General features: G+C 39.4%; 24 protein-coding genes. 23 read left to right on the top strand and 1 reads right to left on the bottom strand.

The features are described from left to right. On the bottom strand, positions 1-276 hold the full coding sequence (locus MHI10_RS14390; protein ID WP_340789250.1) for a S24 family peptidase: 276 nt from the start codon (positions 274-276) through the stop codon (positions 1-3). A gap of 295 nt (positions 277-571) precedes the next feature. On the opposite strand from MHI10_RS14390, the gene MHI10_RS14385 reads away from it, so the two are divergent. The 23 genes from MHI10_RS14385 (at position 572) to mutL (ending at position 25,333) form a co-directional block, all read left to right on the top strand. Next, positions 572-1,054 (top strand): flavin reductase family protein, encoded by a 483-nt coding sequence (locus MHI10_RS14385; RefSeq protein WP_340786549.1) that lies wholly within the window; start codon positions 572-574, stop codon positions 1,052-1,054. Between the two features lie 14 nt (positions 1,055-1,068). Then, positions 1,069-2,547, top strand: coding sequence for a 4-hydroxyphenylacetate 3-hydroxylase family protein (locus MHI10_RS14380; protein ID WP_340786548.1), 1,479 nt, complete (start codon positions 1,069-1,071; stop codon positions 2,545-2,547). A gap of 24 nt (positions 2,548-2,571) precedes the next feature. After that, on the top strand, positions 2,572-3,324 hold the full coding sequence (locus tag MHI10_RS14375) for an IclR family transcriptional regulator (RefSeq protein WP_340786547.1): 753 nt from the start codon (positions 2,572-2,574) through the stop codon (positions 3,322-3,324). Between the two features lie 22 nt (positions 3,325-3,346). Continuing rightward, a complete protein-coding gene (locus MHI10_RS14370) occupies positions 3,347-3,904 on the top strand; it encodes a 3-hydroxyanthranilate 3,4-dioxygenase (protein WP_445683188.1) in 558 nt (185 codons plus the stop codon). Continuing rightward, positions 3,889-4,917 carry an amidohydrolase family protein gene (locus MHI10_RS14365; RefSeq protein ID WP_340786545.1) on the top strand — a complete coding sequence of 343 codons (1,029 nt, stop codon included), beginning with the start codon at positions 3,889-3,891 and terminating at the stop codon, positions 4,915-4,917. Before MHI10_RS14370 ends, MHI10_RS14365 begins: the two co-directional genes overlap by 16 nt. Beyond that, entirely contained in the window at positions 4,892-5,353 is a 462-nt protein-coding gene (locus MHI10_RS14360; protein WP_340786542.1) for a RidA family protein, read from the top strand. The genes MHI10_RS14365 and MHI10_RS14360 overlap by 26 nt, the downstream gene beginning before the upstream one ends. Positions 5,354-5,438: 85 nt before the next feature. After that, the gene (locus tag MHI10_RS14355; protein ID WP_340786540.1) at positions 5,439-6,905 is read left to right on the top strand and encodes an aldehyde dehydrogenase; all 1,467 of its coding nucleotides are present in this window, start codon (positions 5,439-5,441) and stop codon (positions 6,903-6,905) included. A gap of 14 nt (positions 6,906-6,919) precedes the next feature. Beyond that, complete coding sequence (locus tag MHI10_RS14350) at positions 6,920-7,699, top strand: 2-keto-4-pentenoate hydratase (protein ID WP_340786538.1); 780 nt, start codon at positions 6,920-6,922, stop codon at positions 7,697-7,699. 111 nt (positions 7,700-7,810) lie between these two features. Then, positions 7,811-8,695: an acetaldehyde dehydrogenase (acetylating) gene (locus MHI10_RS14345; protein ID WP_340786536.1), complete on the top strand. Its 885-nt coding sequence runs from the start codon at positions 7,811-7,813 to the stop codon at positions 8,693-8,695. Next, positions 8,692-9,708 (top strand): 4-hydroxy-2-oxovalerate aldolase, encoded by a 1,017-nt coding sequence (gene dmpG / locus MHI10_RS14340; RefSeq protein ID WP_340786534.1) that lies wholly within the window; start codon positions 8,692-8,694, stop codon positions 9,706-9,708. Before MHI10_RS14345 ends, dmpG begins: the two co-directional genes overlap by 4 nt. Then, positions 9,705-10,475, top strand: a complete 771-nt coding sequence (locus MHI10_RS14335) for a 2-keto-4-pentenoate hydratase (RefSeq protein ID WP_340786532.1) — start codon at positions 9,705-9,707, stop codon at positions 10,473-10,475. The genes dmpG and MHI10_RS14335 overlap by 4 nt, the downstream gene beginning before the upstream one ends. Positions 10,476-10,490: 15 nt before the next feature. After that, positions 10,491-10,670, top strand: a complete 180-nt coding sequence (locus tag MHI10_RS14330; protein WP_340786530.1) for a 2-hydroxymuconate tautomerase — start codon at positions 10,491-10,493, stop codon at positions 10,668-10,670. A gap of 23 nt (positions 10,671-10,693) precedes the next feature. Then, on the top strand, positions 10,694-11,770 hold the full coding sequence (locus MHI10_RS14325) for a TRAP transporter substrate-binding protein (protein ID WP_340786529.1): 1,077 nt from the start codon (positions 10,694-10,696) through the stop codon (positions 11,768-11,770). Between the two features lie 18 nt (positions 11,771-11,788). Continuing rightward, entirely contained in the window at positions 11,789-12,310 is a 522-nt protein-coding gene (locus MHI10_RS14320) for a TRAP transporter small permease (RefSeq protein ID WP_340786528.1), read from the top strand. A 1-nt stretch (position 12,311) separates the two neighbouring features. Continuing rightward, positions 12,312-13,592, top strand: a complete 1,281-nt coding sequence (locus MHI10_RS14315; RefSeq protein ID WP_340786526.1) for a TRAP transporter large permease — start codon at positions 12,312-12,314, stop codon at positions 13,590-13,592. Positions 13,593-13,608: 16 nt separating this feature from the next. Further along, the gene (locus tag MHI10_RS14310; protein WP_340786523.1) at positions 13,609-14,802 is read left to right on the top strand and encodes an MFS transporter; all 1,194 of its coding nucleotides are present in this window, start codon (positions 13,609-13,611) and stop codon (positions 14,800-14,802) included. 78 nt (positions 14,803-14,880) lie between these two features. Then, positions 14,881-15,225 (top strand): hypothetical protein, encoded by a 345-nt coding sequence (locus MHI10_RS14305; RefSeq protein ID WP_340786521.1) that lies wholly within the window; start codon positions 14,881-14,883, stop codon positions 15,223-15,225. A gap of 72 nt (positions 15,226-15,297) precedes the next feature. Continuing rightward, on the top strand, positions 15,298-16,833 hold the full coding sequence (gene miaB, locus MHI10_RS14300) for a tRNA (N6-isopentenyl adenosine(37)-C2)-methylthiotransferase MiaB (protein ID WP_340786518.1): 1,536 nt from the start codon (positions 15,298-15,300) through the stop codon (positions 16,831-16,833). Next, entirely contained in the window at positions 16,830-17,264 is a 435-nt protein-coding gene (locus MHI10_RS14295; protein ID WP_340786515.1) for a RicAFT regulatory complex protein RicA family protein, read from the top strand. Before miaB ends, MHI10_RS14295 begins: the two co-directional genes overlap by 4 nt. Positions 17,265-17,471: 207 nt before the next feature. After that, entirely contained in the window at positions 17,472-19,679 is a 2,208-nt protein-coding gene (locus tag MHI10_RS14290; protein ID WP_340786514.1) for an EAL domain-containing protein, read from the top strand. A 189-nt stretch (positions 19,680-19,868) separates the two neighbouring features. Further along, positions 19,869-20,447, top strand: a complete 579-nt coding sequence (cotE, locus tag MHI10_RS14285; RefSeq protein WP_340786512.1) for an outer spore coat protein CotE — start codon at positions 19,869-19,871, stop codon at positions 20,445-20,447. A gap of 368 nt (positions 20,448-20,815) precedes the next feature. Then, entirely contained in the window at positions 20,816-23,437 is a 2,622-nt protein-coding gene (mutS, locus tag MHI10_RS14280; protein ID WP_340786510.1) for a DNA mismatch repair protein MutS, read from the top strand. A gap of 12 nt (positions 23,438-23,449) precedes the next feature. Further along, complete coding sequence (gene mutL, locus MHI10_RS14275) at positions 23,450-25,333, top strand: DNA mismatch repair endonuclease MutL (protein ID WP_340786509.1); 1,884 nt, start codon at positions 23,450-23,452, stop codon at positions 25,331-25,333. Positions 25,334-25,357 lie beyond the last annotated feature (24 nt).

Raw genomic sequence — 25,357 nt, 5'->3', positions numbered from 1 at the left:
TTACAAGGTATTCCCGTAATAAACGACTTTGCCATAAATTTTTAACTCTTCCATAACAACCATAGCAAATGGGATGTCTTTAAACGAGCTGTCCGTCGATTCAGATTTGAATAGCAAATAGCCATCTAGTTCGTTTGGAGCAAACCGTTTGAGCGAATATTCGTTATTGTAACTGAAAATAACGAGATCCCCGTCTTTATATTGAACAAGCGCTAAAGGCATTGCAATGACTAAGCTTCCATGATGGATGACTTTATTCATCGACTCTCCGTTCAAATCGATACTTTCAAAATTACTCAAATCACTAATTTATAAAAATAAAATGAAAATGGGTGAATTTTATTAAAAATAAACATAAAATCATTATTTTTAATAAAGAAAAGATAAAATGGTCAAAAAAATAGCGTAACTGTTATTGCAGGATATAAAAAATGGATTCTTTTTGACTTTATAAATCTGATTATTCAGAAAAATAAAGTATACGATTTCACTATATGAAATATAATCCATTAACTAGAAATTTAAAATTGCTACTATGTTTATAACTTAATTGATTAGGAGGTTTGATGTGATGGATATAAAGCACCTTCGACAGACGTTCGGCAAATTTGCAACAGGTGTAACAGTCGTTACTTGGTTTGATGGTGATGATATAAATGGCATTACCGTAAATTCATTTACATCGGTGTCATTACAACCAGCACTTGTACTCGTTTCGATTGATAAAAAAGCAAATTCTTTAACTCAAATGCAAAATAAAGCGTTTACAATTAATATTTTAGCGGAAGATCAAGAAAAAATAGCTTGGCAGTTTGCAGGCCGTGAACAGCAAGGATTAGAAATTAAATGGGAAAAGGGTGGCATTGCTCCGAGGCTTTCAAATGCCGCAGCCTTTATCGAATGCAAGCCGTGGAAGCAAGTAGATGCAGGAGATCATGTCCTTTTTATTGGAGAAGTTGAAAGCTTTGAGCGTACCGATGAACATGCATTAACTTTTTATGAAGGCAAAATGGGCTCTACAAGAAAAAATTGCAAAGTAGAAACTTCAATCTAGAAGGGACTGAAAAAATGGGCATTCGAACAGGTCAACAATATATTGATGCATTGAAATCAAGAAAACCAGAAGTATGGTTAAACGGAAAACTTGTGGAAAGTGTTTATGATGAGCCATATTTCCATCAACCAATACAAGAAATTGCGAAGTTATTTGATTTACAATCAGATCCTAATTATCAGGATGAATTGACTCATATTTGTAAAGAAACAGGCGAACGTGTAGCGAATTCATTTTTATTTGCAAAATCATATGAAGACATTATGAAGCGTAGTCGTGCGTTCGAAATTGTGGCAAGACAAACATTTGGCTTGATGGGTCGCACGCCAGATTTCTTAAATACGGTCGTCACATCACTAGCACAAAATTCATGGTTCTTAGCGAAGTACAATCAAGACTGGGCAAAAAATATTGAAAATTATTACCGCCATTTACGCGATAATGACATATTCCTAACGCATGCCATTGTCAACCCACAAAATGACCGGAGTAAAACTTCACAGGAACAAGCGGATCAATTCACGCATTTAGGTGTTGTAGAGGAAACGACGCAAGGAATTATTGTGCGCGGAGCAAAAATGCTTGCGACATTGGCAGCAATAACAGATGAAGTGATCATTTATTCGTTCCCAGGATTTGCACCAGGAGATGAGCGTTATGCATTAGCATTTGCTGTGCCGGTTGATGTGGAGGGGTTAAAAATCATCTGTCGTGAGCCGCTTCAAGATGGTACACGTTCAACATTCGATCATCCTTTAGCATCTCGTTATGAAGAAATGGATGCGTTATTAATATTTGAAGATGTTCTCGTACCTTGGGATAAAGTATTCCTCTATAACAATGTAGAAGCAGCGAATTTACTGTATCCAATGACAGGAATTGCCGAGCAACCAGCGCATCAATCGGGTGTCCGTGGTTATGTAAAGCTTGCCTTTGCTGTTGAAGTTGCATGTAAAGTGGCGGACTCAATCGGTGTTGATCAGTTCCTAAATGTACAACGTGATTTAGGTGAACTCGTTCAATCGGTTGAAGTCATTCGCGCATTACTACGTACAGCAGAGCATGAATTTACGATTACACCACAAGGTGAGGCACGTTTAAATCCTGAGGCACTTGAAACCATTCGTGGTATGATGCCAGAAATGTATCCACGTGCAATTGAAGTGATGCAAACAATTGGCGCTGGTGGCTTATTAATGATGCCAACAGAAGCTGATTTTGATAATCCTGAATTACGTCCGAGTATTGATAGTCATTATGGTGGACGTGCAGGCGTCGATGCAGAAGAACGCATTAAAATCTTTAAACTTGCATGGGATTTATGCGGCGAGGCATTTGGTATGCGCGCACTTCAATATGAGCGTTATTACACAGGTGACCCTATCCGTAAGCGAGCAATTTACTATACCAAGTTTAAAAACCAGCATAAGTTCGAATTGGTAGAGTCAATTCTATCAAAAGAAAATGGCAAAGCTGTCAAACAGTCCACATAAAAATGTAGGGGTGGTGAAGCGAGATTGATCGGATCTGTTGCAAAGTTAGCGACGATTATTGAGTTATTTACGGATGATGAACCTTCGTTGAGCAACAAGGAAATAGCGGATAAATTAAATTCACCACCGAGCTCCACGCATCATTTTTTAAAAGCGATGTGCCAAGAAAGAATTCTCATTCAAGGGAGTGACCGTCGTTATCGCTTAGGTTGGAAAATTTTAGAGTGGAGCAACAAGGTCATGTATTTTCAAGATATTAATGCAGAAGCAGGACCGATTATTAGTCAATTGCTAGCCCGTTTTAAAGGAACATCTCATATTGGTATGTTTGATGATGGCAAAGTCCGTTTTGTGTTCAAAGCGATGTCACCTCATGTGGATGTTGTGCCAACTTTAGTTGGGAGAACAAGGTTTCCTGCACATGCAACGAGTATAGGTAAGGTGCTACTGGCATACAATAAATCGTTTATGGCGCCTATGCTGGCAGGGGGTATGCTAAAAGCCACACCGAACACGATTGTTTGTATTAAAACATTGGAGGAAGAATTAGCGCTTGTACGGGAACGTGGCTATGCGATTAGTGACGGAGAAAATGAAACAATAACATATGGGATTGCAGCACCGATTAAGTCGTACAACGGACAAGTGGTAGCCGCCTTAAATTTAGTTGGTGAAAAAGCCTATATGGAAAAGGAAAAGCGTCACATTACACAGGAAGTTGTGCGTGCAGCCAACTTAATTTCAAGGGAAATCGGTTATATGACAATCAATTATTAACGATTATAAGGGGGAATTTTTTATGACGAAGGAAACAGTGAGCAAATTAAAAGCGAGATCATTAAATTTATGGAAAATTATTGAGGATAATAAAGACCTTTTAAAACCACCTGTTAATAATAAAGTGCTATGGGAAGACTCAGAATTTCTCATTATGTTAATCGGAGGTCCAAATGCGCGTCGTGAATTCCATGTCGATCCTTCTGATGAAATTTTCTACCAAATTCAAGGTTCATGCTATGTGGAAGTCATTAATGATGCAAACAAGCGTGAAGTTGTGGAAGTAAAAGAAGGAGAAATGTTTACGCTTCCGGCAAATGTTCCCCATTCTCCACATCGTGTAGCCGACACATATGGAATTGTTATTGAACGGAAACGTAAAGAAGGCGAATTAGAGGATTTAGTTTGGTTATGTAGTGAATGTGATCATGAACTATATAAGGCTCGTTTACAAGTGACAGATATTGGGCGACAAATTGCAGAGGGCATTTCATTCTTTAATGGGTCAGAACAACTCCGTACATGTACGAACTGCGGTCATGTAATGCCTGAAACGGTGAGTGAATGGCAATGCGAATAGATTTTCATACGCATATTTACCCAGAGGACTTACCCGATTTAGCGAAAAAATACGGCAATGATCGCTGGCCGATATTAGAAAATAAATGTTCCTGCGGGGCAGATATAATGGTGTCCGGCAAGGTTTTCCGCGCAGTTGATGCTCAAGTATGGGATGCGGAAAAACGTATTGAAGATATGGATAGAGAGCGTGTCGATATGCAAGTTTTATCACCTGTCCCTGTAACATTTTCATATTGGGCACCTGTCGAGCAAGCGCTGGAATTAGCCGTTTACCAAAATGATTTTATTGCGCAAACAGTAAAGCAATATCCAAATCGTTTTATCGGATTAGGCACAGTGCCATTACAAGATGCGGAAGTTTCTGTGAAAGAGCTCATTCGTTGTAAGGAAATAGGTTTAGCTGGTATTGAAATTGGAACGAATGTGAATGGTCAAAATTTAGATAGCGACTATTTACTACCATTTTTCAAGGTAGCTGAACAGTATGAAATGCCATTGTTCGTGCATCCATGGGAAACGATGGCAAAAGATCGTACGCCTGAACACAATTTCATGTACACAATCGGCATGCCAAGCGAAACAGCATTAGCTGCAGCGAGCTTACTGTGGAGCGGTGTGATGGAAAAATGTCCAAATTTAAAAGTATGCTTTGCGCATGGTGGAGGGTCTTTCCCTTATATATTACCGCGCCTTGATCAAGGATGGAAAGTATGGCCGGACATACGGAAGACGGAGCATCCACCAAGCTATTACACAAAAAACTTTTACTTTGATTCATTAGTATATGAACCACAAAATCTTCAATATTTAATTGATCGGTTCGGAGTAGATAAAGTCATTATGGGCTCTGATTACCCGTTCCTACTTAGAGAAATTGACCCAGGGAAAGTCATTGATGAATATGGCGCATTGTCAGATGAAGACCGTGCAGCCATCCTTGGAGAAAATGTTCTTTCCTTTTTGAACATTGAAAGGAGCAAAATCTATGGTAAATCAGTTGAAAACGCCTGAAGACCGTTTGCAAGAACTAGGAATTGAATTAGGGCAGCCCCGCTCAGCTGTTGGAAATTACGTCAGCTGTGTGCGTACGGGTAATTTACTCTTCACATCTGGGCAAGGTGTCGATCAATTCCACGGCAAGTTAGGTTTGGATCTTTCGGTTGAGGAAGGCTATGAAGCTTGTAGACATTCGATGATTAATCTCATTACCGTATTAAAAAATGAATTAGGTGACCTGTCGAAAGTGAAACGCGTCGTTAAAATTTTTGGTATGGTCAACTCAGCTCCGGACTTTACACAGCAACCAAAAATAATGAATGGTGCATCGGATTTACTCGTTGACGTTTTTGGTGAGAAAGGCAAGCATGCACGTTCAGCAGTTGGGATGGCACAGCTTCCGAATAATACAGCAGTTGAAATTGAAATGATCGTAGAAATAGAAGAGTAGTGCAGGGGCGGCTTTAAGGAAATCGTACAGGAGACGGTATTTTCTTAAAGTCGTTCTCACGATTATGGAAGGGGTGACCTGTGTTATGCAACCAACGAAAATTGAAACGAAAAGTATCAATTGTCGCAATTTTATTAATGGTCAATTTGTCGATGTCCAAGATGAAATGAAGTTCGAAAATATTAATCCCGCGACAGAAGAAGTCGTCGGATGGATTGCCGAGGCAACGAAAGAGCAGGTAGACGAAGCGGTTGCTGCGGCAAAAGTGGCATTAAAAGGACCGTGGAAAGATTTCACAACAAAAGAACGTTCCCAAATTCTTCGCCGTATCGGGGATTTAATTTTGAAAAATGTTGAAGAACTCGCGGCATTAGAAGCTACGGATACTGGAAAGCCGTATTTATTAGCATTAGAAATGGATATAAAGCGCTCAGCTCATAATTTCCACTTCTTTGCGGATTATTTAACATCTTTAGGCAATGAATCTTACAACCAAGATAATATAGCGCTGCATTACTCGGTTACCCGTCCAGTAGGGGTTGTGGCCATGATCAATCCATGGAATTTACCGCTGTTATTGTTAACTTGGAAATTAGCGCCATGCTTAGCGGCGGGTAGTACAGCTGTTATGAAGCCAGCCGAGCTAACGCCGATGACAGCTACACGCTTAGTTGAACTTTGTAAAGAGGCGGGTGTGCCGGACGGTGTAGTCAATCTTGTGCACGGTTTTGGTGGCAATTCTACAGGTGCTTTTTTATCTGAGCATCCAGATGTAGACGCGATTACATTTACAGGTGAAACACGCACAGGTACGACAATTATGAAAGCCGCTGCACCGACACTAAAAAAAGTTTCGTTTGAGCTCGGTGGCAAAAATCCAAACATTATTTTCGCAGATTCGGATTTAGATGAAGTAATTGAAACGACTTTAAAATCAAGTTTTATGAACCAGGGGCAAGTGTGTTTATGTGGTTCGCGCATTTATGTAGAACGTCCCATTTTTGATGCCTTTATCGAAAAGTTTGCTGCACGAACAAATGAGTTAAAAATAGGAGACCCGTTTGAAGCGAGTACAACTATCGGTTCAGTTGTTGGGAAAGAGCATTATGAAAAAGTGATGGGCTATATCGATATTGCGCGCGAAGAAGGCGGTCAAATACTAACAGGGGGCGGACGTCCAGCTAATATCGACAAAGGCTATTTTATCGAACCTACGATTATTGTCGGTCTAACACAAAATTCGCGCTGTGTAAAAGAAGAAATTTTCGGTCCGGTCGTTGCGGTGTTGCCGTTTGATACAGAAGAGGAAGTACTCGGCTATGCAAATGACACGAATTACGGCTTAGGTGCGACAATTTGGACCAATGATTTGCGCCGTGCCCATCGTGTTGCCGGTCAAATTGAATCTGGCATTGTATGGGTGAATACATGGTATTTACGCGACTTACGAACGCCATTCGGTGGCATGAAGCATAGCGGTATTGGCCGTGAAGGTGGGGCACATAGCTTCGAATTTTATTGTGAAGTGTCTAATATTACGATCAAATTGTAGGGGGAATTAGGAACATGGTTGTTAATTTAATCGAATGGTCACATAAATTATTATTGGCTGAACAAAATCAAAATGGCATTCAGCCGCTTACCCAATCACTCGAAAATTTAACAGTGAAAGATGCGTATTTAATTCAACTTGAAACGATTAATGAAAAAGTAGCACAAGGGCATCGCGTTACGGGCAAAAAAATCGGACTTACTTCTAAAGCAATGCAAAATTTATTGAATGTGGATGAGCCGGATTATGGGCATTTACTTTCCAATATGGAAATAACAGATGGTACGACTTTACGAAGTGAGTATTTAAAACCGCGCGTAGAGGCAGAAGTAGCGTTCTTTTTAAAAGCGCCTTTAAAAGGACCAAATGTAACAGTTGCACAAGTGATTGAAGCAACAGATTACATAGTTGGTAGTCTTGAAATTGTCGATAGTCGTATTGAAAATTGGAAAATCAAGCTGTTAGATACGATTGCAGACAATGCATCTTCGGCGAAATATGTATTAGGAGATATTAAACGTGACGTTGCACAAGTCGATTTACCAGCGATTGAAATGGACTTTTATAAAAATGGTGAGAAGGTAAATGCCGGTAAAGGCGCAGATGTATTAGGAAATCCCGCTGCCTGTGTTGCTTGGCTAGTGAATCGCCTTGCTGACTTTAATATCGGGATGGAAGCTGGGGAAGTCGTGTTATCCGGCGCTTTATCTGCGGCTCTTGATGCAGAGGTTGGCGATGTTTTTGTCGCTGATTTCGGCGAATTATTAGGTAAAGTCCAAGTTGAATTTAACTAGATTCAGCTAGCTTAATAAGGGGACTCAGGCTAACATCTCTTGTAAGCGAGCACGAAGAAAATCTAGACGCAATTACGCTAAGACATAATTGATAAAAAGGGTGGTACCAAAATGGAGAAAATTAAAGTAGGCATTATCGGTTCAGGGAATATTGGAACAGATTTAATGATAAAAATCCAGCGATCACCGTATTTAGAAATGTCGGTTTTAATTGGCATTGACCCGCAATCAGAAGGGTTGAAAATGGCGCAAGAAGCGGGTATTGAAACGATTTCAACTGGGATTGAAGGTTTTCTTGAAAATCCAGAACGCGCAAAAATATTGTTTGATGCGACATCAGCAAAGGCGCATCAACATCATGTAAATGCTGTGAAAGGATTGGATATCCGGATTGTGGATTTAACACCAGCGGCAATTGGTCCATTTGTAGCACCGACGGTTAATTTAACGGAACATCTCGAAAAAGAAGTTGTCAATATGATCACATGTGGTGGGCAAGCAACGATTCCAATTGTTCATGCGATTAATTCGGTTCAACCAGTCGATTATGCAGAAATCATTGCTACAATTGCCTCGAAAAGTGCAGGACCAGGTACGCGTGCCAATATTGATGAGTTTACACAAACGACAGCACGTGCGATTGAGCAAGTCGGTGGTGCGAAAATTGGGAAGGCCATTATTATTTTGAATCCAGCCGAGCCACCACTACTCATGCGCGATACGGTCATGTGTTTATTAAAAGAGGACGGGGATGCAGAAGCTATTTCAGCTGCTGTACGAAATATGGTAAGTAGAGTAAATGACTTCGTACCAGGCTATCGCTTGAAAATTGACCCGCTCATTGAAGGAAAAAAAGTAACGGTATTCCTTGAAGTAGAGGGACTAGGTGATTATTTGCCAATTTACGCGGGGAATTTAGATATTATGACGGCGGCTGCATTAAAAGTAGCAGAAGAAATTGCGAAGTCGATGTTAGAAGGGGCGGAAGTGCAATGAAACCCATTTACATTACAGAAGTAGCATTGCGTGATGGAAGCCATGTTGTTGGACATCAGTTTACTTTTGAGCAAGTACGTAAAGTAACGCAAGGGCTGAGCAAGGCAAGGGTGCCTTACATCGAAGTAACGCATGGTGATGGTTTAGGCGGGTCGTCTTTACAGTACGGATTTTCTAAAGAATATGATATTGAATTAGTGAAAGAGGCAGCCGAAGTAGCGGGAGACTCGGTCGTTACCGTGCTATTAATTCCGGGCATTGGGACAATTGAAGATTTAAAACTGGCGTATGAAGCAGGTGCGCGCGCGGTTCGTGTAGCGACACATGTGACCGAGGCTGATGTCTCAAAGCAACATATTGAAACAGCGAAAAATTTAGGAATGGAAGTGTTTGGCTTTCTTATGATGGCCCATTCAGCACCTCCTGCAACAGTTTTACAACAAGCATTATTAATGGAGTCTTACGGTGCAGATGGTGTGTACGTAACAGATTCTGCTGGTGCGATGCTGCCATCCGATGTACGGGATCGTATCCGATTACTAAGCGAAAATTTACAAGTCGAAGTGGGCTTCCATGCTCATAATAACTTGAGTTTAGCTGTTGCGAATACGCTCGTTGCCATTGAGGAAGGTGCGACGCGAATTGATGGCAGCATTTGCTGTTTAGGCGCAGGAGCGGGTAATACGCAAACGGAAGTATTAGTGGCGGTGTTACAACGTATGGACATTGAAACGGGCATTGATTTATATGAAATGCTCGATTTAGCCGATTATGTGCGCAACGAAATATTACCGCAACCACAAGATATTACATCGGGGAGCTTAGTGATGGGCTATGCAGGTGTATATTCGAGCTTTTTACGTCATGCCAATCTCGCAGCAGAAAAGGTAGGGATTGATGCGCGTGATATTTTAGTAGAGCTAGGAAAATTAAATGTTGTTGGCGGTCAGGAAGATACAATCATCGAAGTAGCACAAAATTTAGCGAGGGATAAGGTTGGTGGCAAGCAATGACTTTATTTAACTATGCTTCACAAGTTGCGACAGCACAAAAAACGAAGCAGGCAATCGAAAAAATTACCGTTTCAAAGCCTGATTTAACGGTCGAGCAAGCATACGAAATTCAAAAAATTAGTATTGAACAAACGTTAACATCAGCTAACCGTTTTATTGGCTGGAAAATGGGGTTAACGAGTGTCGCAAAGCAGCAACAAGTAGGGGTAGATTCACCCATTTATGGTCGTTTAACATCTTCTATGAATTTAACAAAAAATGAACTAACGGCTGCTGAATATATCCATCCACGTGTAGAGGCAGAAGTCGCTTTTGTGTTCAAAAAAGCATTGTTTGGCGCGAACCTAACACCACTGGATGTATGGGATGCAGTAGAAAGTGTGTATTTAGCACTGGAAGTAATTGATAGCCGTTATCAAAACTTCTCCTTTACATTGCCAGATGTCATTGCAGATAATGCTTCATCGACAAAAATTTTATTAAGTGCACAAGCATTTTCACCGTATGCACTGGATTGGTCTGCGGTTGAAGTCACGTTAAAGCAAAATGGTGAAGATAAGTTATTTGGACAAGGTGCAGCCGTACTTGGGCATCCAATTTATTCTGTCATTGAATTATTGACGATGTTAGAGCGAGAAGGACGTGGCATCACACCAGGTCAACTCGTATTAACCGGTGGAATTACAGATGCAATCGCAGTGGAAGCGGGCGACGTCATTGAAGCGGATTACGGCGCGTTAGGTAAACTGACGCTGAATGTGAAATAGAGGTGTAAATTTTCGATGCCTATCGTACAAATCCAATTACTTGAAGGACGGACAGATGAACAAAAGGAAAACATCATTGCGAAAGTAACAGAATCTCTTGTCGAAGCCGCGGAAGTGTCACCTGAACAAGTTCGAGTCATCATTACTGAAATTTTACCAAAGCATTGGGGCGTTGCAGGTAAATCTAAAAAATAATGATTTAAGAGGAGAATGCATTGATGAAAAAATTACCGAAGTTCCTTCAAATCGGATTATTCTTTTTAATGGCATTGGCATTAGTGGCATGTAGCTCAGATGATAAAGATTCAACAGCGCAAAAACCAGATGAAGATGCAGGGGAAAAGGTTGAGACGTCGGTAGCAGGTGATGCGAGCACGGAATTAGATTTACCGACAAAAACATTTAAACTGGCGCATATTACAGCGACAGATCATATGTGGCATTTAGCTGCAGAAAAATTCAATGAAGAATTGCAGGCGCGCTCTGGCGGCAAAATGCAAGTGGAAATTTATCCAGCAAGTCAGCTAGGCACAGAAGCAGATATGGTACAGCAAGTGGAAGCGGGTTCGATTGACTTTGCGTTAATTACAGCGGCGTATTTAAGTGCTCGTACACCGGACTTAGCGGCATGGTTTACACCGTATGCATTTAATTCATTACAAGATGCGTATGAAATGAGCCAAGGAGAACTTGGGAAAGAAATGTTAAAGCAAATTGAAGGTACGGGATTAAAACCATTAGATTATTTATTCGCAGGTCAGCGTGTCATGATTACGAAAGACAAAGAAGTGACAAAACCGAGCGATTTAAAAGGCTTAAAAATGCGTGTCACACCATCGCCGCCACTGACTTACTTCTATCAATCAACAGGTGCAGCACCAGAGGCGTTACCGTTACCAGAAGTTTATTCAGCATTACAAACAGGTGTTATTGACGGAATGGATATGGACTTAGATGCGACGATTACAAATAAATATTCTGAAGTAGCAAAATATGCGACGGTAACAAATCACATGGTATGGCCATCAATCATTTTAACGAACGAAAAAGCTTTCAATGATTTATCTGCGGATGCGCAAAAAATCATTACGGAATCATTAGTTATCGCTTCAAAATATGCAGTAGATACACGTGCTTCACAAGAGGAAGATTTTAAAAAGCAATTGGCAGATCAAGGTATGACTGTAACGGAATTAGGGGCAGATGTATACGCTGAAGAAATCGAATCATTTGATGCTGAATATAGTGCTAAATCTGATTTAATGAAACGCTTTATCGAAGCTGCACGAAACTAGTTTCTAGGGGGGATTTGAGTGGTACAATTATTGACTAAATTCAGTAATTTACTAACGAAGCTGGAAGAAGTAATTATGACGATTTTAATGGGTGCTTTAGCAATATTGATGATTGTCGCGGTTTGTTATCGTTACTTCCTAAAAGATCCGATCCCTTGGGCTGGCGAAGTTTCTATTTTCTTATTGATTTGGACATCTTTTATTGGGGGAAGCTGGGGCCTGAAATATGGCACCCAGGCTTCCGTTACTTTTCTCTATGATGCGATTTCAGACAATAAGAAAAGGTGGCTACGCAGTGCACAGGATTTAACGATGATTGTATTTTTAGGAATTTTAATTTATTACGCGGTTCATTGGATGATGCTCCCCTCTATGCTTATTCAAAAATCGAGTGCGCTCCAAATTCCGATGTGGATTCCATACAGCGCTGTACCAATAGGACTGGTCTTTGCTTTTGTTCACATTTTGACTCGCTTTATTAACAATCTAGTGAATGGTGAGCCTGAAGTAGTAGAAAAAGTAGAAGGAGGCGTGAGTTAAGATGACATTTTTAACGATCGCCATTTTCTTTCTGCTATTAATTATGGGGATTCCAATCGCAATGGTTTTAGGTATTATTACGATTATTTATTTCTTATTAAATGGACAAGTGATGTTGCTCGATTCGACACCACTTCGTATGTATTCAAGTCTTGAAAACTTTGGTTTACTCGCGATTCCATTATTCATGTTAATGGGCGAAATTATGAATGAAGGTGGCATTACGACGCGCCTCGTCCAATTTGCCCGCGTACTCATTGGTCACTTTAAAGGTGGGCTTGCCTATGTGACAGTCGTGGCGAATATGTTTTTGGCGTCTATTTTAGGCTCTGCCAATGCACAAGCTGCGATGATGAGTAAAGTAATGGTGCCGCAAATGGAAAAAGAGGGCTATAAACGTGAATTCGCAGCATCTATTACATTAGCCTCTTCCATTATTGCCCCGATTATTCCACCTAGTATGATTTTTATTATTTATGGCACGCTGTCGAGTACGTCTATTGGGGCGTTGTTTATGGCTGGAATCGTACCTGGTATCATTTATGGACTTGTATTTATTGGGGTTATTTCTTTTATGGGTTATAAGCAAAACTTTCCGAAAAGTGAGCGTGCGCCATTAAAAGTCATATTAAAAAGTACATTTCAAGTACTACCAGCATTATTAATACCTATAACAGTTGTTGTCGGGATTTTAAAGGGCATCTTTACAGCGACAGAATCCGCAGCTGTTGCTTGTTTAATTGCGATTGTTGTGGGGCTATTTTTTTATCGTGAATTAGATTTGAAGAAAATACCGAAAATGTTAATTAGTACGGTAACAAACACTGCCACAGTTACGTATTTAATTATTATGGCAAATATTTTTGGGTGGATGATTGCATTTGAACGCATTCCGCAATTATTGGTAGATAGCATGTTAAGTATTACAGAAAGTCCATGGGTATTTTTATTGCTTGTAAACCTATCATTACTTGTCGTCGGCATGCTACTCGACGGCATCGCAGCACTCATTATTTTAGTACCTGTATTAATGCCGCTTGTACTCGCATTGAATATTGATCCAGTGCATTTCGGGGTCATTATTTGTATCAATTTAACACTCGGATTATTAACACCACCAGTTGGGACGGGGTTATTTATCGTGTCTTCGATGGCAGATGTGAAGTTTGAGACACTCGTGAAAAGTGTATTCCCATTCATCATTATTTCATTTATTGTTTTATTATTCCTTACATATATACCGGACTTAGTGCTCTTTGTTCCGAAAATGTTAGGGATGTAGAAAGAGAGGGGTTCTTATGGAAAAGTTGCTGCAGCAAGGTAAAATAATGGTACTCCTCATACTAGTAGGTCAGTTTTTTACTGCATTTGTTGGCAGGAGCTTAAGCACTTTCATGGTATTTATAGGAGAAGATTTAGCATTAACAAAAGTGCAGTTGGGTCTGTTTCCAACTGCACTTTTTATTGGACAATTTTTAGCGACGATGCCAATTGGTTATGTTGCGGACCGTGTGAATACGAGACTGTTAATGATTTTGTTGATGAGCGTCGTTGCGGGTAGTTTTTTAGTTTTTGCGTGGATGGATAATTTTTATCTAGCGTTTATTTTTATTTTAATTGCTGGACTTGCTTATGGTGGGATGCATCCGGTGACGAATAAATTACTTGTGTACGAATTTTCACCATCCAAATTAACATTGCCAATGGGTGTGAAGCAAATGTCGATTACACTTGCTTCGGCAACAATTAGTATTTTACTTCTGCCGTTAGCGGTAGTGATTGGTTGGAGGTGGGCGATGACAATAGCGGTACTAGTGCTTGTCATTGTATGTCTCGTTAGCAGTATTTATTTTATCCGTTTACCGTGGACAGAAAAGCCAGTCCAATCAACAGAACGACTTTGGACGCTGGTAAAACAATTAAGCAAATCTAAAATGTTATTTTTCACAAATAGTTCTGCTTTTATCTTAATGGGTGTACAAATAACGTTTAACACGTATTTAATTTTATTTTTAATTGAAACAAAACATTGGCCAATTTATGTCGCAGGTCTTTGTTTAGCCTTATCGGAGTTATGTGGCGCGGTGGGGAGGGTTTCATGGGGTGTTATTAGCGATCGTTTTTTAGCTGGGAATCGGTGGCTTGTTTTGTTTGGGATTACACTGATTAGCACAGGCAGCTTGGTAGGTCTTTACTTTAGTCAATCTACTATTTTAATTGTCATTTTCATTGCGTTTATTGGTTTCGCGTTGTCAGGGTTTAATGGTATTTGGATGACGCTCGCAGTAGAAAGTGTTGACCGTTCGTTAAGTGGTTTTGCAAGTGGCTATAGTGTAACGGTTGCCTCGATCGGTGTGTTTTTAATACCGCCATTTTTCGGGTATTTCATTGAGCAGGGGGGTTACTTATTAGCAGGTATTTTTGTAAGTAGTTTATTTCTACTTTGTGCACTACTGATGATTTACGCGATGCGAATTTTCAAAGTGACATAGAGGGCTTTTCCATGTTTTAAGTTTCAAACTTTGTTACAGTAGTTAATGAACAAATAATTGTTAAAATGGGGAAATACAATGTCTACTATTATTAATTTTCTTCAATATAAAAATGTGCAGCTTGAAAGACAGCTCGAAAAATTATTTCAACGGGCGAATTCACCGCGTGATCAACTCGACGCATTATTACAAAACAAGGATTTACAACTAGAAGATCATAAGTTGTTCTTGGCATTTCTTGCTTATTTAGAAGAGCAGCAACTCGACGCACAGCATGTTTTTAAAGATGTGTTAAAGCTACCAAAACATCAATTTGAAGCGAAATATAATATGAAATGGTCACAAGTGATAAAGTTAAGTGTCACATTTCTTACAATTTTGCGTACAAATGACCCACAAGGCTATAAACAATTCGTCGACTAAGCTTGTCGGAACATAGAGACATTCGTTATAATGGGAAAATGAGTGAACAAGATAGAAAGGGGCTATTTGTCGATGAACGAAGAACAACGACTAGCCAGTCAACAAGTAAAGCAACCACAACAAGAAAAAGACTATAGTAAATATTTTGAGAAAGTGTTTACAGCTCCTTCATTAAAAGATGCAAAAAAACGTGGGAAAGAAGAAGTGAAGTACCACAAAGATTTTGATATCGAAGAGAAGTTTTTACATATGGGTGAGGGACGTAAATTTTACATCCGAACTTATGGTTGTCAAATGAATGAACATGATACAGAAGTAATGGCAGGTATTTTCATGCAGCTTGGCTACACATCTACGGAGCAGATCGAGGAAGCGGATGTCGTGCTATTAAACACATGTGCCATTCGTGAAGGTGCGGAAAATAAAGTATTTGGTGAGCTCGGCTTCTTGCTTAAATATAAACGACAAAATCCAGAAATGTTAATCGGTGTTTGTGGATGCATGTCACAAGAAGAATCAGTAGTCAATCGAATTTTAAAGCAGTACCAACATGTCGACATGGTTTTCGGTACACATAATATTCACCGTTTACCACATATTTTAAACGAAGCGTACATGTCTAAGGAAATGGTCGTAGAAGTATGGTCAAAAGAAGGCGATGTTATTGAAAACCTACCGAAAAAACGTCTCGGTTCGATCAAAGCTTGGGTAAACATTATGTACGGCTGTGACAAATTTTGTACATACTGCATCGTACCGTATACGCGCGGGAAGGAGCGTTCTCGTCGACCAGAAGAAATTATTCAAGAAGTACGTGAACTCGCAGCGCAAGGTTACAAAGAGATTATGTTACTAGGTCAAAACGTCAACGCTTACGGAAAAGATTTTGAAGACATCACGTACCGTTTAGGCGATTTGATGGATGCAATTCGAACAATTGATATTCCGCGTGTTCGTTTTACAACAAGTCACCCGCGCGACTTTGATGATCATTTAATTGAAATACTCGCTAAAGGTGGAAACCTAGTTGAGCATATCCATTTACCAGTTCAATCAGGTTCTAATGAGATTTTAAAAATTATGGCGCGCAAATATACGCGTGAGCACTTCCTACAATTAGTAGAAAAAATCAAAACAGCGATACCAAATGTTGCATTGACGACAGATATTATCGTCGGTTATCCAAATGAAACAGAAGAGCAATTCCAAGAAACACTCGATTTATATCGTGAAGTAGGCTTTGAAATGGCGTTTACGTATATTTATTCGCCACGTGAAGGTACACCTGCTGCTAAAATGACGGATAATGTGCCGGATGAAGTGAAAAAGGAACGATTACACCGTCTAAACCATGTCGTGGCAGAATATTCGGCTAAAGCATTAAAAGAATTAGAAGGTCAAATTGTAGAAGTGCTTGTAGAAGGTAGCAGTAAACGACGTGATGACGTGCTTGCGGGTTACACGCGTAAAAATCGATTAGTGAACTTCAAGGCAGATCCGAAATACATCGGGCATCGCGTGCTTGTGAAAGTGACAGAAGCAAAAAGTCACTCATTATTAGGTGAATTTGTGGGAAAAGTAAAAGAAGAGGTGGAATTAATCAAATGACAAAATTATATTCAAAAGACGATATCGTCGTAAAAGCAAAAGAAATTGCACATATGATTGCCAACACAGAAGAAGTAGAATTTTTCAAAAAGGCAGAAGAACAAATTAACGAAAACCAATTTGTTCGTGAAAAAATTGCTTCATTAAAAACGTTACAAAAACAAGCAGTCAATTTCCAACACTTAGGAAAAGAAAAAGCTTTAAAAATGATTGAAGGAAAAATTACAGGAATTGAAGAAGAAATTGATTCACTTCCGGTTGTCCAACAATTTAAACAATCCCAAACAGATGTGAATGAATTACTGCAACTTGTTTCAAATGCCATTGCTAATAATGTAACAAATGAAGTAATTGAAAATACAGGCGGCGATATTTTAAAAGGTGAAACTGGATCAAAAGTGCGAAAAAGTGTACCTGGATCTTGCTCATAATAAAAAACGATAACAAAGCAGCTCTCAAGGGGGCTGTTTTTTTGTTCTTAAAATTGCTTTTCGTTACTAGCTGAAAAGTAATAAAAACGAATTATTTTAAAAAAATGTTGTAAAACAGTGGAAAAATGCATGCCAATTTATCGTATTTATTAGAAAAATTTGCTATAATCCTTAAATAGTGGAGCTAATTAGGAAGGACTAACGGAAATGTACAAATATTACAATCAAAACTTCGACAAAGATGATATGTATTTTTGGTTGTGTCAAATGGCGAGGCAGTTTGAGTCAGGTGTTGTAGTAATCAATCCAGCTAAAGGCAATGTAATTGATTTTGTGAATCAAGTCTTTATACGCATGACAGATTACAGTGAGTCAGAATTAATCGGTAAAAAATTAAATATTTTACATGGTCCTTTAACAGATGTCCTAAACGAAGATGCGATTCAAGAATGTATAGAAAATGGGCTCTCGTTTACAACATCGTCTTATCATTATCGAAAAGATGGTTCAACATTTTGGAATGAAATAAGCATTTTACCTCTAAAGGATCTCGACGGCGAGCTTCAATATTGTCTTTTAATGATGAAGGACGTTACGGATGCAATGAAGGTAGATGCACTACTTGAGCTAGAAAGAAATATTTATTATAAATTAGAAAATGGCGACCCACTAGAATATGTTTTAGGTGAAATTTGTAATCATGTAGAAATAACTTTTAGAAATCAATGTCACTGTACGATTATTTTAATTGATGAAAATAGAAAAGTAACAGAAGTTTATGGTGGTTCAACAAAAACCTTTGAAATGACAAAGTATCAAGCTTTCTTTATGGGCAATGATAGTCATGATTTTTCATTAAGTTTAGATCGAAAAGCGACATTTATTAAAAATATAAAAAGTACAATTTATTATGAACAATATAAACATTTAATTGATAAAGAAAATATTGTCTCACTATGGGGTCAGCCGATTTTTAACAAGGAAGAAGAAGTTATCGGCTTTTTTTCGATTTATTTTGAGCAAGAGATGGAACCTCAGGCAACGGATTATAAATTTATTATTACGAATGTTGCTCCGATTGTTTCGCTCGCGGTCAAATATTACAATCAAAAAAATGCAATTCATTCGCTCGCTTTCTATGATTCTGCAACGGGCTTAAGTAATTTTGAAGGATTTAAAAGTAAAATGACAGCTGATTGGGAAGCGGGTATGGAAAATAGCTATTTGTATATTATTGAGCCGAGTGAATATCAAAATATTGTCGATTTATATGGTCGACAAGGTGGCGATAAAATATTAGTAAAAATAGCAAAACGCTTACAAAATATTTTTGCGGAACATAAATTATTCATCGCGCGCTATACAAACTCGGCGATTATTATTGCATCCAAGCTAAAAAATAGTGATTTACAATTTACACAAGCTGAAATAGATCACTTATTATTTGAGCCGTATTGCATTAATAATAAAGATGTATTCATTACATTGAAAGTGGGTACGTCAAAAGTTTGCCTTGAAACACCAATTGATCAAGCGATTCGTCAAGCGGATACAGCATTGTCTATCGCATTAAAAAGTGTAGGAACTGTCATTAAAAAGTTTGAAGTGGAACAGGTGGAATCCGTAGCGAATGAAATGAATGTTTTGGCGAATATTGCAAAAGGTTTGAGGAAAGATGAATTCATGCCAATGCTCCAGCCAAAAGTGGATATAAAAACTGGGGAGATTAATAGCTTTGAAGCGTTAGCACGATGGATTTCTCCTGAACTTGGTTTTGTTTCACCAGCATTATTTATCCCTGTCGCAGAAAACACAGGAAATATTTCTGAAATAGATCGCGCTATTTTTAAGAAGGTTTTACAATGGCAAAAAGATCGACAAGAAAATAACTTACCGATGTACCAAGTATCTATAAATATTTCGCCAAATCATTTTTATCACCCGGCATTCGTAGAAAATGTTAAGGAGTTAATTGAAAAGTATGGCGTGGAACCGAAGTATATAAAATTTGAAATTACGGAAAGTATCGAGTTAGATAATGTGATGCGGGCGAAGAAAATCATAAATGATTTGATGAGGTATGGCATCGCAACGTCTATTGATGATTTTGGGGTAGGGTATTCATCTTTAAGTTATTTGCAGGAGCTTCCATTTGAAGAGATTAAAATCGATAAAAGCTTTGTCGATAATTTAGCTGACCCACGTATGCATGCGGTCATTAAAACAATTATTCATCTTTCTAGAAATTTAAATATGCGCTGTGTTGCTGAAGGTATTGAAACAGAAGAGCAGCATAAAGAACTCCTACAACTCGGCTGTAACAGTGGTCAAGGTTATTATTATTTTAAACCAATGCCACTTCATGAAGTCGATGAATTATTACAAAAGAAGGCGCAAATTCAAACTCAAACATAAGTAAAAAATGCAGCTCCCATTTTGAAGGGAGCTGCATTTTTTACGTGAGCCTTTCTATAAGAAAGCAGCTATAAAGCAGGTTCGGATGAATTTTTTCCATTCCATTGTGGATTCCATCAGGATTATTTCACCCTTTAGGCAACAGCCGCATACACTATTTCGAGTAGTTAAAGAAAGGGGAGATTTTCGGTGAAGCGTTTACGTCAAATTGTGACGAAAGCCGTGATTGCCAAAGGGAAGAAGCGTACGGAATGTTGCGAAACGCTCTGTCCACCGAATGCGCCGACAAGTATTCTCGGCTGTTGGGTTATTAATCATCATTATACAGCAAAGCGTATTGGGAAGTATGTTGAGGTTTCAGGGAAGTTTGATATTAACGTATGGTATGCGTATCATAATCATTCAAAAACGGCCGTATTTACTGAAACAGTTTCATATAAAGATCGTATTAAACTAACATTCCGTGACAATGATTGTAAAGATTCAGATGATGTGAAAGTTTGTGTATTACAAGCACCAAACTGTATTGAAGCGGTTATTACAAAGCATGGGGATAAAATTAATGTGAAGATTGAACGTGAATTTTTAGTGGAAATTATTGGGGAGACGACGGTTGTTGTGAGCGTGCACCCAATCGACTGCGAAGATGACTGGAAGTTTGATGAAAGTTCGACACAATCTTGTTCTTCAAGCTCATCTTCATCTTCTTCCTCTTGCTCATCTTCCAGTTCGCCCGATTATCCATGTGAATCTTCATCGTCCTGTTAAAAGGAATTGTCAAAATCTAAATAGTGCGAACAACTTGCTCAAAGCTATCATCAGCTTGAGCTTTTTTTATTTTCATTCAGCGGGCGTCTATACGCACGCTAAATAGGGGAACAAAAGCTAAAACGGTCACGTCTTGTTGACCTAAAGCCCCCAGCGGATGTCAAGAATTTTGAGGAGAGCCATTTGTACAAGCACAATTCAAAATGCTGACGCAATTATGCTGAGGCGTAATTAATTGCGCAAGGAAGGCAAATCATTACGCAAGTGGTATAATAAAAATACAAGTTTATCATTATTTAGTGCGTGTTAAAACGCATGGCAAACGTAAAGATACTGAGGCGTAATGAATTAAGTGAGGGAAATTAAGAATGACAACATATACACCGATGATGCTCCAATATTTAGATGTAAAAAAGGACTATAAAGATGCCTTTGTATTTTACCGATTAGGCGATTTTTATGAATTATTTTTCGACGATGCAGTAAAAGCATCCCAACTATTAGAAATTACGTTAACTGCACGTTCGGGCAATACAGACAACCCGATTCCAATGTGTGGAGTGCCACATCACGCCGCACAAGGTTATATTGAAACGCTTGTAGCAAAAGGATTTAAAGTCGCGATTTGCGAGCAAACGGAAGATCCGAAACAGGCAAAAGGTGTTGTCAAACGTGAAGTCGTACAGCTCGTGACACCAGGAACGATTATGGAAGGGAAAGCACTTGATGGGAAAACGAATCACTTTATCGCAGCAGCTGAAAGTTTATCTGAAAACGAAATGGCATTTGCTTATTTAGATATTTCAACAGGTGAAGCGAATGTGTCATTGATTGAAGGGCATGTGAAAGAATTAATTCAGCAACTTCAAGCGTATGCCATAAAAGAAGTGATCGTTACCGAGCAATTGCAGTTAGAAATAGCTGATTATGCGATGAATGCAGGCATAGTCGTATCACTTGAAGATCAGGAAATGGACGAGGGACGTGCCGTACAATATGTACAAAATATCCCAAGTGCACTACAAGTGGTCGCGAAACGATTATTGCAATATGCGGAGCGAACTCAAATGCGCTCTTTGTACCATATTCAAGCATTTACTTATATAGAAGAAAAAACGACATTAAAAATTGATACGAATTCCAAACGCAATTTAGAGCTCATTCAATCGATCCGTGGTGGTGATTCAAAAGGGACACTTTTATGGCTTTTAGATGAAACGGTGACGGCAATGGGTGGACGTAAATTAAAGCAATGGTTGCATCAGCCACTTGCCAATAAAACGGCGATTGAAGCAAGACAGGAAGTAGTAACGGAATTACTAGAAGAATTTTTTGTTCGTGAAGAGTTACAGCAACTTCTAAAAAATGTGTATGATTTAGAACGCTTAGCGGGGCGAGTAGCATTTGGTTCGGTAGGCGGTCGAGATTTGGCGCAGCTGAGAGAATCATTACGCCAAGTACCAGCCATTCAAGAAAAACTCGTACAAAGTGGCCGAGCGCAATTAATTCGATTAGGCGAAAATTTTGATTTATGCCATGATGTCGAACAATTGTTAACGGATGCGATTACCGATCATCCGCCGATTTCGATTAAAGAAGGGGATGTCATGCGAGATGGTTATAATGAACAACTCGATCAATACCGAGACGCCTCTCGAAACGGCAAAGACTGGATTGCGCAATTAGAACAAAAAGAGCGTGAATTAACCGGCATTAAAAACTTGAAAATCGGTTATAATCGCGTGTTTGGTTATTATATTGAAATTACAAAATCACATTTAATCAATACCGATTTAACACGTTTTGAACGAAAACAAACGTTAGCGAACGCTGAGCGATTTATTACGGAAGAGTTAAAAGAAAAAGAGGCGCTTATTTTAAATGCAGAAGAGCAAAGTTTAGCGCTAGAATATGATTTATTCGTCGCTTTACGTGAACAGTTAAAAGCATATATTCCGCGTGTACAAGCTTTGGCGGCCCAAATTAGTGAACTAGATGTGTATATGAGTTTTGCCAACGTAACGGATAAATATCGTTTTACGAAACCTGTATTTCATGAAGGACGCGCACTGAAAATTATCGAAGGGCGTCACCCAGTCGTGGAAAAAATGCTCAATAAACAAAGCTATGTCCCGAATGATTGTTTATTAGCGGAAGATAAAAATATGATGCTCATTACAGGTCCAAATATGTCGGGTAAAAGTACGTATATGCGCCAAGTTGCACTTATTGTTGTACTTGCGCAAATGGGTTGCTACGTGCCAGCTCAAGAAGCGGTTTTGCCAATTACCGATCAAATTTTCACACGCATTGGCGCAGCGGATGATTTAGCGGCTGGTCAATCGACTTTCATGGTGGAAATGATTGAATCACAACATGCCATCACGCATGCGACGAAAAATAGTTTAATGCTGTTTGACGAAATTGGGCGTGGTACTTCGACGTATGACGGCATGAGTCTAGCGCAAGCGATGATGGAATATATTCATACGGAAATTGGTGCGAATACATTATTTTCAACGCACTATCATGAATTAACGGATTTAGAAATGCAATTAGATCGCTTACAAAATGTCCATGTTAGTGCGACGGAGCAAGATGGGCGTGTTGTCTTTTTACACAAAGTGAAGTCAGGTGCGGCAGATAAAAGTTACGGTGTGCATGTGGCGGAACTGGCTGAAATGCCGCAGCCTATTTTACAGCGAGCACGTGCTTTATTAGCGGAATTTGAGGCGAAGGATGCAAGGCAAGAAGCGGTGAAAAACGAGGGACAGTCTGTATTCATTGAACCAGTTCCCCAACCTATACAAACCGTACGAGAGCCTGTGGAGCAACTTGCATTATTCCAAATGACTGATGCACCTGCAATTTCAGAAGCGGAACAACAAGTGTTAGATGCGATTTCGAAATTAAATGTAATGGGTACAACACCGATGCAAGCAATGACCGTTTTATATGAGTGGCAACAAAAACTTTTAGAAAATAAATAAGGAGGATGCTAGATGGGGAAAATTCACATTATGGATGAATTATTATCCAATAAAATTGCGGCTGGGGAAGTAGTGGAACGTCCTTCATCGGTCGTCAAAGAACTTGTCGAAAATGCAATTGATGCACATAGTACATCGATTGAAATATTCCTCGAAGAAGCGGGATTAAGCAGTATTCAAGTCGTTGATAATGGCAGTGGAATGGATGAAGAAGATGCGCTCAAATCCTTTTCCCGTCATGCAACTTCCAAAATTGAGAAGGAACAAGATTTATTCCGCATTCGTACACTTGGTTTCCGCGGGGAGGCATTAGCATCGATTGCTTCCGTTTCGAAATTCACGCTACGTACTTCGGATGGTGAAGGGGGTGTCCACCTTTATTTAGAAGGCGGACACTTGAAAGAACATAAGCCTACTTCATTAAGAAAAGGGACAGATATTACAGTTGCACAATTATTTTTTAATACACCTGCGCGCTTAAAATATTTAAAAACTTTACAAACGGAGCTCGGGCATACGATTGATTTTATTAACCGTATTGCGCTCGGCTATCCAACAGTAGCGATTAAACTTGTTCATAATGGACAAACGCTCCTGCAAACAAATGGGCGCGGTCAAGTACAGCAAGTGTTAGCCGCAATTTACGGCACGCACAACGCAAAAAAGATGATCGCCTTTGAAGGGACAAATCAAGATTATAAAATTCACGGTTTTGCCTCCTTGCCAGAGGTGACGCGCGCATCGAAAAACTATATGTCGTTATTTGTGAATGGTCGTTGGGTGAAGCATTTCGTCATTCAAAAAGCGATTACTGATGCATATCATACCTTTTTACCTATTGAACGCTTTCCGATTGTGTTACTTTACGTGGAAGGGGACCCGCAATTAACGGATGTGAATGTGCACCCTGCAAAGCATCAAGTACGGGTAAGTAAAGAACCTGAGCTATTAAAATTAATTGAAGATACACTGCGTCAAACGATTCGCGATGTGATACGTGTGCCAATCGCTGAGAAAAAGGAAAAACCGGTTCGCGTGCCAGGCGAGCAGATGAATTTATGGAATCCATCGAAAACACCAGCCGCTACTTTGAATGAAACGAAAATGGATGAAATAGTCGAGCGCTTAACAAATGAGCAACAATCATTCGTCAAGGAGCCATTTGCACCAGCCCCATATTATGAACAAGTAGAGCGACCGAAACCTTCGGAAACAGTTGAACTGCCCTTCATAACACAGGCGATTCCGCAACAAAACGAACCGTTCCAGCATGAAATAATCGAGGAACAGTTGCCCGAATCACCAAAGCAACCATTCCCGCAGTTAGAAATTGTCGGTCAAATCCACGGGACATATATTGTAGCGCAAATGGAAGATGGGTTTTATTTAATTGATCAGCATGCAGCTCAGGAACGAATTAAGTATGAATATTTCAAAGAGAAAGTGGGCGAAGTGAACGCAAATGAGCGGCAAGCGTTACTCATGCCACTTACTTTCCATTATGCTGCAGACGAGGCACTCCTACTAAAAGAATCCATGAGTGCGCTAGAAGAAGTCGGTGTGTTTTTAGAAGAGTTCGGGCATGCTTCATTCGTCATTCGTGAATATCCAACTTGGTTTCCAAAAGGTGAGGAACAAGAAGTGATTGAAGAACTGATTGAACAAGTGCTAAAAACGAGGAAAACGGATATTAAGAAATTACGAGAAGCCGCGGCCATTATGATGAGCTGTAAAAAATCGATTAAAGCCAATCATTTTCTTGATAAAGAGCAAATGGAGCGCTTAATAACGGATTTACGAGCAGCGGAAAATCCATTTACTTGTCCGCATGGGCGACCGGTTTTAGTTCATTTCACAACGTATGAAGTTGAAAAAATGTTTAAACGCGTTATGTAACCGAAAATGAAAGGGTGATAAGTG

Source organism: Solibacillus sp. FSL K6-1523 (assembly GCF_038005225.1).
Classification (GTDB): Bacteria; Bacillota; Bacilli; order Bacillales_A; family Planococcaceae; genus Solibacillus.
The sequence above is the reverse complement of the archived record's forward strand: the minus strand, read 5'-3'. Positions and strand labels throughout refer to the sequence as shown.